The organism is Aeromonas sp. R1-1 (assembly GCF_040908495.1).
Lineage (GTDB): Bacteria > Pseudomonadota > Gammaproteobacteria > Enterobacterales > Aeromonadaceae > Aeromonas > Aeromonas veronii.
This window is the reverse complement of sequence record NZ_JBFODV010000043.1, coordinates 1-11,168: the sequence shown is the minus strand read 5'-3', so window position 1 is coordinate 11,168 and position 11,168 is coordinate 1. Positions and strand designations below refer to the sequence as shown.

12 protein-coding genes and 1 pseudogene are annotated in these 11,168 nt (G+C 61.2%); 10 read left to right on the top strand and 3 right to left on the bottom strand.

Annotated features, from left to right (window positions below):
* Positions 1–344 (top strand): annotated as a pseudogene (locus AB5Y92_RS02115) (ATP-dependent helicase); the annotation flags it as partial.
* A 98-nt stretch (positions 345–442) separates the two neighbouring features.
* Positions 443–1,093 carry a DUF2913 family protein gene (locus AB5Y92_RS02110; protein WP_368225370.1) on the top strand — a complete coding sequence of 217 codons (651 nt, stop codon included), beginning with the start codon at positions 443–445 and terminating at the stop codon, positions 1,091–1,093.
* 94 nt (positions 1,094–1,187) lie between these two features.
* On the opposite strand, the gene AB5Y92_RS02105 is transcribed toward AB5Y92_RS02110, so the two are convergent.
* From AB5Y92_RS02105 to AB5Y92_RS02095, 3 genes are all read right to left on the bottom strand, one after another.
* Entirely contained in the window at positions 1,188–1,427 is a 240-nt protein-coding gene (locus AB5Y92_RS02105; RefSeq protein WP_005350974.1) for a FeoC-like transcriptional regulator, read from the bottom strand.
* On the bottom strand, positions 1,424–3,694 hold the full coding sequence (gene feoB / locus AB5Y92_RS02100; protein WP_368225368.1) for a Fe(2+) transporter permease subunit FeoB: 2,271 nt from the start codon (positions 3,692–3,694) through the stop codon (positions 1,424–1,426). Before feoB ends, AB5Y92_RS02105 begins: the two co-directional genes overlap by 4 nt.
* A gap of 129 nt (positions 3,695–3,823) precedes the next feature.
* Positions 3,824–4,051: a FeoA family protein gene (locus tag AB5Y92_RS02095; protein WP_005337384.1), complete on the bottom strand. Its 228-nt coding sequence runs from the start codon at positions 4,049–4,051 to the stop codon at positions 3,824–3,826.
* Positions 4,052–4,170: 119 nt separating this feature from the next.
* On the opposite strand from AB5Y92_RS02095, the gene AB5Y92_RS02090 reads away from it, so the two are divergent.
* The 8 genes from AB5Y92_RS02090 (at position 4,171) to AB5Y92_RS02055 (ending at position 10,521) form a co-directional block, all read left to right on the top strand.
* Entirely contained in the window at positions 4,171–4,500 is a 330-nt protein-coding gene (locus AB5Y92_RS02090) for a translation initiation factor (protein ID WP_005337385.1), read from the top strand.
* Between the two features lie 259 nt (positions 4,501–4,759).
* The gene (locus tag AB5Y92_RS02085; RefSeq protein WP_005337386.1) at positions 4,760–5,317 is read left to right on the top strand and encodes a TMEM165/GDT1 family protein; all 558 of its coding nucleotides are present in this window, start codon (positions 4,760–4,762) and stop codon (positions 5,315–5,317) included.
* Between the two features lie 163 nt (positions 5,318–5,480).
* Entirely contained in the window at positions 5,481–6,419 is a 939-nt protein-coding gene (locus tag AB5Y92_RS02080) for a DUF2157 domain-containing protein (protein ID WP_164536579.1), read from the top strand.
* Positions 6,412–7,416: a DUF4401 domain-containing protein gene (locus AB5Y92_RS02075; RefSeq protein ID WP_368225367.1), complete on the top strand. Its 1,005-nt coding sequence runs from the start codon at positions 6,412–6,414 to the stop codon at positions 7,414–7,416. Before AB5Y92_RS02080 ends, AB5Y92_RS02075 begins: the two co-directional genes overlap by 8 nt.
* Complete coding sequence (locus tag AB5Y92_RS02070) at positions 7,413–7,931, top strand: GDYXXLXY domain-containing protein (protein WP_201986145.1); 519 nt, start codon at positions 7,413–7,415, stop codon at positions 7,929–7,931. The genes AB5Y92_RS02075 and AB5Y92_RS02070 overlap by 4 nt, the downstream gene beginning before the upstream one ends.
* A 71-nt stretch (positions 7,932–8,002) precedes the next feature.
* Positions 8,003–8,749, top strand: a complete 747-nt coding sequence (locus tag AB5Y92_RS02065; protein WP_076494799.1) for an ABC transporter substrate-binding protein — start codon at positions 8,003–8,005, stop codon at positions 8,747–8,749.
* A 130-nt stretch (positions 8,750–8,879) separates the two neighbouring features.
* A complete protein-coding gene (locus AB5Y92_RS02060) occupies positions 8,880–9,626 on the top strand; it encodes a transporter substrate-binding domain-containing protein (RefSeq protein ID WP_201986144.1) in 747 nt (248 codons plus the stop codon).
* 139 nt (positions 9,627–9,765) lie between these two features.
* Entirely contained in the window at positions 9,766–10,521 is a 756-nt protein-coding gene (locus AB5Y92_RS02055; RefSeq protein ID WP_201986143.1) for an ABC transporter substrate-binding protein, read from the top strand.
* Positions 10,522–11,168 lie beyond the last annotated feature (647 nt).

Below are 11,168 nucleotides of genomic sequence, written 5' to 3'. Positions count from 1 at the left end.
ACTATGATCTGCCGTTCCTGGCGGAAGATTACGTCCACCGCATCGGCCGTACCGGTCGTGCCGGCAAGCGCGGCATGGCCATCTCCTTCGTCAGCCGTGAAGAGGAGCGCACCCTGCTGGAGATCGAGGCCCTGATCGGCCAGAAGATCCGCCGCATCATGGTACCGGGCTATGAGGTGAGCAGCCGTGACGAGCTGATCAAGCAGTTGCAGGAGCGTCGCCGCTTCGGTAAGCGCCCGCAGCGTGAAGATAACGCCGTGGCCCAGGTGATGGCCGAAGCCAAGCTGCAGGGTCAGCGCCTCAAGCGTCTGGCCGCCGCCAAGAAGCCCCGTCAGCCGAAATAAGGCGGGCAGTTGCTCTATTGAACCGCAAAGGCGCCACTGGCGCCTTTGCCATCTCTGTCATCGGTGTTGGCCCCTGGTGGTCAACTCAAGGATTGCTTATGACCTCTCCGACCTACAATCAGGCCCTGTTCGAGATGGCCACCCAGAGCCTGGCCGAACTGGCCCGCACCGCCGAGCAAAAGGCGGGCAAGCGCACTCCGGCGCAAGAGAGCCACTTTCTCTGCACCTGGATGGCCGACTCCCTCAAGGAGAAGCGCTTCTCCCGTCTGGTGATGGAAGATTTGAAAGCTTGGGTGCAGCTTGGCCGCACGCTGGGTGCGGGCGCCGATCTCAAGGGATTGCTGGAGCGCATCGCCTTCCAATACCAGTGCGCCATGACCAATCCGCAGCAATTGGGAGCCAAGCTGGCTGCCCTGCTGGAGGAGCTGGCAGCGGCAGGCTGGCTGGTGCTGACCGAGAGCGAAGTGAACGCCAAGCTGCGCCTGCAATCGGGCGGTCAGGCGAGCCTAGTGGTAAGCCACAGCGAATATGAAGGCCATATCGAGGGCGGTGAGCTTGTCAAACCCCTCACCCTCTATGTGCGCGGTGACGAGAAGGTGCTGGCCGAGGCGGCCTTCAAGCACGGCCTGCTGCTGAGCCTGGGCAACAAGAAAACCACCCTGGTCAAACATCACAAGGCCTACCGGCTGATGCCGGACAACGCCCAACCGGCGCTGGCACTGCTGAGCGAGGCTCGCCAGAGCGCCTGATCTCGCCTGTTTTCAGCAATAAAAACGGCAGACCCTTGCGCAGGATCTGCCGTTTTTTATTGTTCGATGTTTGGTGATGAGGTTGGGTAGTCGTTTAGCGGATCTTGATGCCAATCTGGCCCGCGTCACACCACTCGAACATCACCTCCTCGCTCTTGCCGCAGCAACTGCCACCACAGACACGGCTTTCACGCTTGATGACCCGCCCCTTGCGCATCCAGACGCCGAGCATGGCCTCCACCGCATCTTCCGAGGTGTGGAAGTGGCGAGCCAGATCACGCCGGCTCACCTTCTGCTGCGCGGCGAGGTAATCCCCCAGCTCGCGCAGGATCATAAGGTCACCACCTTGCGGGCGACGATGTCACCGTGACGGCGACCGGCCCACCAGAGCAGTCCCAGAGAGAGGCCATAGCTGACGATCCAGAACAGGCTCTGCTCCGGATGAGCGGCGAAGGTGGCCACCTGATAGAAGAGGGTGGCGCACATAAAGGCCATATAGTTGCACCATACCGCCGTCATCAGCGCCCACTGACGACCGGTTTCCCGCACCAGCGCGCCCATGGCGGCGGCGCAAGGCATGTAGAGCAGCACGAACAAGAGGTAGGCAAAGGCACCGGCCGCCCCGTCGAAGTGGGTCTGCATGTTGCCGTAGGTGGAGACATCCACCTCCTGCGCCTCGGCGGCAGCTTTCTGGTCGTCGAGGTTGCCAACATCAAGCCCCATGGGGTCGCTCGGGTTGATCTCCGCCAGATTGGCCGCCACGGCATCGATCGCCTCGTGGAAACTGGCCACCAGCGAGAACTCGCTCTCCTCCTCTGCATCGCCACCACCGGCGTAGAGGCTGTTGAGGGTACCGACCACCGCCTCTTTGGCGAAGATACCGGTGACGATACCGACTGTGGCCTGCCAGTTGTCATCTCGTACACCTATGGGGTGCAGCACCGGGGTCACCGCCTGGCTGATTTTGCTCAGGACCGAGCTCTCCTGCTCCTGATGGCCAAAGCTGCCATCGGTACCCAGGGAGTTAAGCACGCTCAGCACGGCAACCACCAGCACGATGGTTTTACCGGCGCCAAAGACGAAGGATTTGAGCTTCTGCCAGGTCTTGATGGCAACGTTGACAGGACGCGGCCACTCGTAATCCGGCATCTCCATCACCATGGAGTCGCTCTTGCCCGGCAGCAGGGTATTGCGCAGCAGCAGGCCAGTGAGCACCGCCACCAGAATACCGATGAGGTAGAGACCGAACACCAGGTTCTGGCCTGATTCAGGGAAGAAGGCCACCGCAAACAGGGCGTAAACCGGCAGACGGGCACCGCACGACATGAAGGGGGCCATGGCGGAGGTCATCAGCCGCTCCCGCTCGGAGTTGAGGGTACGGGTCGCCATCACCGAGGGGACGGTACAGCCAAAGCCCATCAGCATCGGCACGAACGCCTTGCCCGGCAGGCCGAGGCGGCGCATCAGGGCATCCACCACGAAGGCGGCGCGGGCCAGATAGCCGGAGCTCTCCAGTACCGCGAGGAACAGATAGAGGCAACCAATCACCGGAATAAAGGTGGCCACGGTCTGCAAACCAACCCCGAAGCCGTCAGCCAGAATGGCGCCCAACCATTCGGGGGCATTGATCAGCCCCAGCAGGTGGTGCACCCCATCGACAAACAGGGCGCCGCCCATGATGTCGAAGAAGTCGATAAAGGCGCTGCCCACCTTGATGGCGAACATGAACATCAGGTACATGACAAACAGGAAGAAGGGGATGCCAATCCAGCGATTGAGCAGCACCCGATCCAGCCACTCACTCTGGGCCTCGGTGAGCTTGCCCTTCTGCTGGCGAGCCTGTTGTACCCACTGGTGGATATGGCCGTAGCGGATATCTGCCAGTTGCAGGTCGATATCCTGCCCTTGATGAGCGCGAGCTACCACATTGGCGGCGGCCGCCTGCTGACCGGGCAGCAGAGTCTCCTGCATCACCGCATCCTCTTCCAGCAGACGCAGGGCGCGACCACGGGTAGTGAGGTGATGCGGGGCGAGCAGGGTCTCCAGCTCCGCCAGATCGGTTTCAAGCTCGTGGCCGTAATCGAGCTGCAAGGCGGCTTGCGGCTGACCGATAAACTGCCGGATCTGCTGCTTGAAGGCGGCAACCTGCTTGCTGTTGTGGGCAGAGAGGGCCACCACCGGGCAACCGAGGGATTTGCCGAGCTTGCTCTCGTCGATGACGATGCGGCGCTTTTGCAGGATATCCAGCTTGTTGAGCACCACCACCATGGGCAGGCCCAGTTCGCGCAGTTGCAGCGTGAGGTAGAGGGAGCGCTCCAGATTGGCGGCGTCGATGACGTTGAGCAGCAGGTCGGGTTGTTGGCCCTGGGCAAAGCGGCTGGCGATCTGCTCGTCCAGACTGCCATCCTGACTGGCCAGGCTATAGATGCCGGGCAGATCCATCAGCTTGAAGTGATGTTCACCCGCGCTGAACTCACCCATCTTCTTGTCGACGGTGACACCACTCCAGTTGCCTACCTGCTGGCGGGCGCCGGTCAGGGCGTTGAACAGGGAGGTCTTGCCGCTATTGGGGTTACCTACCGTTACCAGGGAATAATTCATACCAGCTCTACCTCTATTTTCTTCTGAACCCGCCGCCTGCGTGTGGCAAGCTGCTTTGCAGGTTCGACTTCTTGTCTCTGAACCGCTCCCGGTGACGTTCCTTGACCGGAGCGGTAGCCGAACAGGGGGTTATACCGGCTCGACTTCTATTTGCTGGGCCAGACTCTTTTGCATGGAGAGACAGATCCCCTGGCACTGGATCTGGAGCGGGTCCCCCAGGGGGGCGGAGCGCAGATAGATGACTTCAGTCTGGGGCAACAGGCCCATCACCATCAGTTTGCGGCGCAGCGGCCGGGCGAGCTGATTCATATTCTTGATGCGAGCACTCTGTCCCGGTGACAACTGCGTGAGTACCATGACTGACTCCTGAAGTTAAACAATAATAATTCGCTTTTACTTGGGGCATTATAAGCTGTGTCTTCAACTTTTATTTGAGTAAAATCAAACTCCGCTTAGCTAACCCATAAAGTAATGCCATGAGTCACGACAACAATAGCCGCCTCGTTTACAGCACAGATGGCGGCATGATCAAGGAGCAGAGCGCTCCCCAATCCGCCTCCCCCTTCCCCACCGACGGCACCGTGCGCATTCGCCGCGAGACCAAGGGGCGCAAGGGTGCCGGGGTGATCACCATTCATGGCGTACCCGCCGATCAGCAAAAATCCCTGGCCACCCTGCTCAAGAAAAAGTGCGGCACCGGAGGCGGTATCAAGGAGGGGGTGATCGAGATCCAGGGGGATAAACGGGACCTGATCAAAACCGAGCTGGAGAAAGCCGGTTTCAGCGTCAAGCTGGTGGGTGGCTGATCCCCTTGTCACTCATGCGGTTTTTCCCTAGAATGCCCGCTCCCATCGAGGGGGAGTAGTCTCGCACGCCGGTTCCATCCATTGCATGAATACCGGTTTGCGACCCTGATCAACATACTTGGTGCCAAATCACCATGGTCAGGGTGATCCATGCCAGCCATGGATTTGACAAGACCTTTGACGGGCCAGTGCCAATACCGGGGACGGATGGCGCAGGCTTGTCTTTGGTTTATAACAATTCCGTCCCCCGGTCATTTTTATGGAAGCCTTGTTAACCTCAACCCTCAGCGTCGCTATTGCCGAAATCGGCGATAAAACCCAGCTGTTGGCGTTGCTGCTCATCTGCCGTTTTCGCAAGCCCTGGCCCATCATCGCCGGCATGCTGGCGGCTACCCTGCTCAACCATGCGGGCGCTGCCTGGATTGGCGAGTTCATCAGTCGCTGGCTCGATCCCAAGATAATGACCTGGCTGGTCGCCATCGCCTTTATCGCCATGGCTATCTGGATTTTGGTGCCGGACAAGATGGATGACGAGGAGAGCTCGCTGGATAAATACGGCCCCTTTATGGCCACCTTCGTGCTCTTCTTTATCGCCGAAATTGGCGACAAGACCCAGATTGCCACCGTGCTGCTGGCCGCCAAGTATGACTCGCTGGTGCAGGTCATTACCGGGACCACCCTCGGCATGATGCTGGCCAACGTGCCTGTGGTGCTGATCGGCAAGCTGGGGGCAGACAAGTTGCCGCTCAAGGGGATCCGCATCGCCTGCGCCATCCTCTTCGTCGGCCTTGGGGTGAGCACTCTGATCTTTGCCTGATCGCCTTTTCCGCTGCTCAAGCCCTCCCCTGTGGAGGGCTTTTTGTTTACTGCTGTGTCTATTGCGTAATCCGCTGTCGCAACCACCTGCTTTACCGCCAAGGGGCAGTGCACGGTTGCGGGTGCCTCATGCCATAATGGGGCAAACCTCGCGGAGTCCCCCCATGCACAACGTATCAAGAGAGACGCTTCTCGAATGGGTCAAACAGGGACGGCTGGCGCCAGAGAAGCTGGCGGACGCCCTGACCCTCGCCGATCTTCCCCCCCATCCGGCGCGCTGGCAGTGGCTGTTTGACCGGCTGCTGCTCTGGCTCGGCGCCCTCTGTATCGGGGCTGGTCTCATCTTCTTCGTCGCCTTCAACTGGCAGGAGCTGGGCCGGGTCTCCCGCCTCGCCCTGCTGGAGGCGCCGCTGCTCGCCATGCTGCTTCTGCTGTGGCGCAAACCGCTGGGGGATACCCCCCGTCAGGCACTGCTGCTCGCCATCGCCCTCAATGTCGGCGCCCTGCTGGCGCTGGTGGGTCAGACCTACCAGACCGGCGCCGATCCCTGGCAGCTGTTCGCCACCTGGGCGCTGATGCTGGTGCCGCTGGCGGCATTTGGCCAAAGCCCCCTGCTCTGGACCTTGAGCTGGCTGCTCGGCCAACTGGCGCTGGTGCTCTACTGGCGGCTCGGTTTGTTCACGTTCTTCTTTACCTTCGATGAAGAGGGATTGGGCTGGTGCCTTACCCTGCTCAACGCCGCCCTCTGGGGTCTGCTTCTGCTGGCACCTGCCAGCTGGCGCCTGATGCCAAGCTGGCTGGCGGGTCTTGCCGCCGGACTTGGCGCCACCCTGCTCGCCCTGCTAGCGCTCTTCGATGCCGCCTCTGCGCTGGTGTGGCCGCTCTGGCTTGGCTGGCTCGCCGCGGCCTATGCCTTGTGGCACCACAGATTTATCGCCGGACTCGCCATGGGGTGCCTCAGCCTGATTGCCGTCATCCTCGCGGCGCTGGGCAAGTGGATGGAGCCCGACATCAACGGCTTCTTGCTGCTGAGCCTGATTGCCATCGGCCTTTCGGTCACCGCCGCCCGCTGGCTGCAACAACAACGGAGGTCTCATGAGTGATCTGACCCTTTGGCAAGCGCTGCAACAGACCAATCTGGTGGAAGGGGAGATGCCCCGTGACACCCAGCCCCACTGGTCGAGCCGTTTTATGCTGGGGCTGGTGGGCTGGATTGCCGCCCTGTTCCTGCTCTTCTTTCTCTTTATGACCTTCGAGCAGCTGACCCGCGAGGCCAACAGTGCCCTGCTGCTCGGGGCCGTGTTGCTGGCGGGGGCCTACGCCCTCAATCGCAGCCAAAGCGGCGATCTCTGGGATCAGTTCGTGCTGGCCCTCACCCTGGCGGCCGATGCCTGGCTGCTCTATGGCCTGCTCGATCAGCTGGATCTCCATCACGCCCTGCTCTGGTTTGGGTTGTGCCTGCTCTCCCTTGCCATCGCCGTGCTGTTCGATCACTGGCTGGTGCGGCTGTTTCACAGCGTGGCGGCGGCCCTGCTGCTCACCCTTGGCCTTGCCTGCCTCGGGCTGCAACTGCTGGCCCTGCCGCTGGTGATGGCGGCCATCACCTTCTGCTGGCTGCGGGCAGATAAGGATCCAGAGCGCCACCAGCTCTACCACTCCATCACGCTGGGGCTCGCCCTCTCCCTGCTGGTGCTGGGCCGCCTGCACCACCCGCTGTGGGATGGCGGCAGCAGCATGCTGGACGAACTGGGGCTGTCGCGCCTGCCGCTCTGGCTCAATCCCCTGCTCTGCGCCACCCTGCTGCTGGCGGTGATGGTGAAGCTGAGGCTCCCCCTGCTGTTTGGCCTGCCACTGGTGCTGATCAGCGCCGTTATCCCCGGCATGGGGGCAGGCGCACTGGTGCTGATCCTCGGGTTTTATGCCGGCAGTCTGGGACTGATGACCCTCTCGGCCCTGCTGCTGCTCGGCTATGGCTCGCTCTATTACTACGACCTGGGGCTCACCCTGATGACCAAATCCTGGCTGCTGCTGGGCTCCGGCATCCTGCTGCTGGTGGCCCGCCAGCTGCTCACCACCTTCGCGGCAAGGAGCGACTCATGAAACCCGTCACCCGACACCTGGCCCTGTTGCTGAGTGGCCTCGCCATCCTGGCAGGCATCAATGCCACCGTCTGGCGCTATGAGCACGCCATGAGCAGCGGCGAAGTGGTGCTGCTGCGGCTCGCTCCGGTCGATCCCCGCTCCCTGATGCAGGGGGATTACATGCGGCTCAACTATGAGATTGCCCGCGAGCTGACCAGCCGCGATGCCCGTGCGACTCAAAACAAGGGCAGCGACACCCTGGTGATCCGCCTCGATGCCCATCAGGTGGCCACTCTGGTGGCCGATGGCAAACCAGATCGGCTCGCCAGCGATGAGCGGCTATTGCAGGTGCACCAGAGCGAGCGGCAGTGGCAGATCGGCCCCGATGCCTACTTCTTTGAAGAAGGCACGGGGGAGCAGTACGAAGCGGCCCGCTACGGCGAGTTCCGGCTGCAAGCGGATGGCAAGACCCTGCTGGTGGGGCTGCGGGATGAGGCCTACCAGCCCATCGGGCAGACCCGCGCCCGCTGGTAACGGCCGTGAGTGGCTATTTACTCTGTTCATGGTCACACTCAAGGGAAGGTTGATCGCTAAGGATGTTCCCAATGAGGATATGGCTGATCTGTCATCTGTTGCTGCTCTGCTGGGCCTCGACGGCCCGGGCTGATCTGGGCAAGCTCGAGTACCTCACCGAAGAGTACCCCCCCTACAACTTCAGCGATCCGCAAGGCCAGCCCACCGGCCTTGCGGTTGATCTGCTGCAGATGATCTGGCAACACAGCGGCGTGACGCCCCAGCCGGTGCGCATCCTGCCCTGGGCGCGGGGTTATTACTTGCTAACCCAGAAGCCCAACGTGGTGCTCTTCTCCACCGCCCGCACCCAGGCGCGGGAGGATCTCTTCAAGTGGGTATGCCCCATCGGCTACTCGGAGTACATACTACTAGGCCGCAAAGCGCAGAACATCACCCTGACCGCCTTCGAACAGATGAGCCAGTACAAGATCAGCGCCGTGCGCTCGGACGCCGCCGAGCAGCTGCTGCTCAACAACGGCATGGATGATAACAACATCATCCCGGCCAACCGTCTGTCGCAGGGGTTGAAGATGCTGCTCTCCGGCCGCGCCGACCTGCTCGCCACCAGCAAGCTGGCGGGATATGACGCCATCCGCGAATTGAAGCTGAGCAGCGACGACTTCAACGTGGCCATGGTGCTGAGCGCCGAGCAGCTCTGCTACGCCTTCAGCCGTCAGGTGCCCGACAGCGAGATCACCCTCTTTCAGCAGGGCCTGACCCGCGCCCTCGCCTCGGAGGAGTTTCGCAAATTGCAGGCCAAATACCTGCCGGTGCGCTGAGCACTCACTCACCCGCTGGGCAGCAGTTCGCTGCCCATTTTATTGATGAAAGATGCAATAGAGGTGGCTAGCTATTCCCGCCACAAGCAGTCAAACTGGGCTACATAGTTGATTGCGAAGGATCTTTCCCGTGCGGACATGGCACCTACCTCATCTGCTACTGCTCTTGTGGGCCACCTTCGCGCAGGCCGATCCGGGCAAACTCGAGTATCTGAGCGAAATCTCTCCCCCGTTTAATTTCAGCGACCAGCAAGGGATGCCGACCGGATTGTCGGTAGAGCTGATGCAGCTTATCTGGAAAGCGCGGGGCGTGTCGCCCCAGCCAATCCGCATTCTGCCTTGGGCCCGGGGCTACAACCTGCTGCAACAAAAACCCAATGTGGTGCTGTTTGCCACCGCCCGCACCCCGCAGCGGGAAGCGCTCTTCAAGTGGGCCTGTCCCATCGATCACTCGGAGTTTGTGCTGCTGGGGCGCAAGGCGGACAACATCACCCTCGGCTCGGAGGCCGAGATCAGCCGCTACAAGGTCGGCGTGGTGCGCTCTACCGTATCCAAACAGCTGCTGCTCGAACGCGGTATCGATGAGCACCAGCTGATGCTGGCCAACCGCCTCACCCAGGCGGCCAAAATGCTCACCTCTGGTCGCGCCGATCTCTTTGCGACCAACAAGCTGGTGGGCTATCAAACCCTGCAACAACTGGGCTTCAAGCCGGATGACTTTCATGTCGCCTTCGTGCTGGATGCCAGACCGCTCTGCTACGCCTTCAGCCGTCAGGTGCCCGACAGCGAGGTCGCCCTCTTTCAGCAGGCGCTGACCCAGGTCGTCGCCTCGGCGGATTTCTCGGCCCTGCAAGCCAAATACCTGCCGCTGCGCTAACGCCCTGATCACCGCTGGCATAGGGTGCGGGATGGCGGGGTGCGCCCGCGCTTTTTTGCCAAACATGCTCCGTCGCCTTGGCGAAATCGGCCAGCTTGGTCACACTTGAGCAGATATTCCCTTGATCAGGATGGCAAAAATGAAACCATGGATTGGATTGGCCGGGGTGCTGCTGGCCACCCTCGCACAGGCGAGTCCTGAGCTCGGCAAACTGCACTACATCACCGAAGAGTACAAACCCTACAACTACGCCGATGCCAGCGGCGCCCCCACCGGCCTCGCAGTCGAGCTGCTGCAACTGGTGTGGAAAAAGACCAATACGCCGGCGCAGCCCGTCACCATCATGCCGTGGGCGCGCGGCTACTACCTGCTGACCCAAAAGCCCAATGCGGTGCTCTTCTCCACCGCCCGCACCCAGGCGCGGGATCCCCTATTCAAGTGGGCCTGCCCCATCGGGTATGCCGAGATCGTGCTGGTGGGGCTGGCCGATCGCAATATCACCATCACCAAGCTCGACGATGCCAAGGCGTTCAATATCGGCGCGGTGCGGGCCGATGTGGGGGAGCAACTGCTGCTCAACAACGGCTTTGACGAGACCAAACTGATGGCCGCCAACCGGCTGGCACAGGCGCTCAAGATGCTCACCTCCGGCCGGGTCGATCTGGTCTCCACCAACAAGACCACCATGGAGCAGCTGATCGTCGAACAAAAACTCGATCCCGCCCGCTTCAAGGAGCAATGGGTACTGAGCTCGGAGCAGTTCTGCTTCGCCTTCAGCCATCCGGTGAGCGACGAGCTGGTCAAGGAGTTCCAGACCGGCTTGACCCAGGTGCTGGCGAGCAGCGAATACCCGCTGCTGCACAGCAAATACTTCCCAACCCCCGCCGCCAAATAGCGGCGCCGCGTCGAGCGCCAGCAACAAGGGGCCCACCGCGGGCCCCTTCGCTTTTTACTGTTTGCGCTCCCCTCTTTTTACCGTTTGCACTCCCCTCGCGGCGTCACCCCACCGCCCTGCCACTGCCAAGCCCCGACAACCATCAACTAATCGCTAATTAATAAAAGTTTGTGCCAGCGCAAAAAATCACTCCTTTCTGATAGTTAGCCCATCAAAACCATAGATAAGACCACTCTGGCTCCGTAATATGGCGACGGGCGTCTGTTGACCCCTTTTCCGAGATCAATGGTCAACGGCGCAATCTGGTAGCGAGAGTCAGGGGCGGTAGCCAGTTTAGCGTAGGGTCGATTAGCGAAGCGTAATCGTCCGCGGTAACCGTCCCCTCTCCCCTTGCGGGAGAGGGCTAGGGTGAGGTGTCGGTAACGTCATTGCTTGGCGAAATATCGCCGTTTAATTGGCATGGCTTCGCCATGCAGGACGCGAGGACTCCGTCCTCGACGGGGTTTCGCCGCCGCTGCGCGGCTTGGCGAGTGACTTTGGAAAGACCCGCTCTCTTTGGCAAATAACACCAAAAGTCTTATCCCCCACTTGTTCGCCCTCCTGCTTCGGGTTCCCTCGGTTCACCCGTTTGTCCCAGGGCACGCGCC

What these genes read in the sequence shown, in the direction of transcription:
- AB5Y92_RS02110 (WP_368225370.1), top strand. Translation starts at nt 443, where the DNA reads ATGACCTCTCCGACCTACAATCAGGCCCTGTTCGAGATGGCCACCCAG.
- AB5Y92_RS02105 (WP_005350974.1), bottom strand. Translation starts at nt 1,427, where the DNA reads ATGATCCTGCGCGAGCTGGGGGATTACCTCGCCGCGCAGCAGAAGGTG.
- feoB (WP_368225368.1), bottom strand. Translation starts at nt 3,694, where the DNA reads ATGAATTATTCCCTGGTAACGGTAGGTAACCCCAATAGCGGCAAGACC.
- AB5Y92_RS02095 (WP_005337384.1), bottom strand. Translation starts at nt 4,051, where the DNA reads ATGGTACTCACGCAGTTGTCACCGGGACAGAGTGCTCGCATCAAGAAT.
- AB5Y92_RS02090 (WP_005337385.1), top strand. Translation starts at nt 4,171, where the DNA reads ATGAGTCACGACAACAATAGCCGCCTCGTTTACAGCACAGATGGCGGC.
- AB5Y92_RS02085 (WP_005337386.1), top strand. Translation starts at nt 4,760, where the DNA reads ATGGAAGCCTTGTTAACCTCAACCCTCAGCGTCGCTATTGCCGAAATC.
- AB5Y92_RS02080 (WP_164536579.1), top strand. Translation starts at nt 5,481, where the DNA reads ATGCACAACGTATCAAGAGAGACGCTTCTCGAATGGGTCAAACAGGGA.
- AB5Y92_RS02075 (WP_368225367.1), top strand. Translation starts at nt 6,412, where the DNA reads ATGAGTGATCTGACCCTTTGGCAAGCGCTGCAACAGACCAATCTGGTG.
- AB5Y92_RS02070 (WP_201986145.1), top strand. Translation starts at nt 7,413, where the DNA reads ATGAAACCCGTCACCCGACACCTGGCCCTGTTGCTGAGTGGCCTCGCC.
- AB5Y92_RS02065 (WP_076494799.1), top strand. Translation starts at nt 8,003, where the DNA reads ATGAGGATATGGCTGATCTGTCATCTGTTGCTGCTCTGCTGGGCCTCG.
- AB5Y92_RS02055 (WP_201986143.1), top strand. Translation starts at nt 9,766, where the DNA reads ATGAAACCATGGATTGGATTGGCCGGGGTGCTGCTGGCCACCCTCGCA.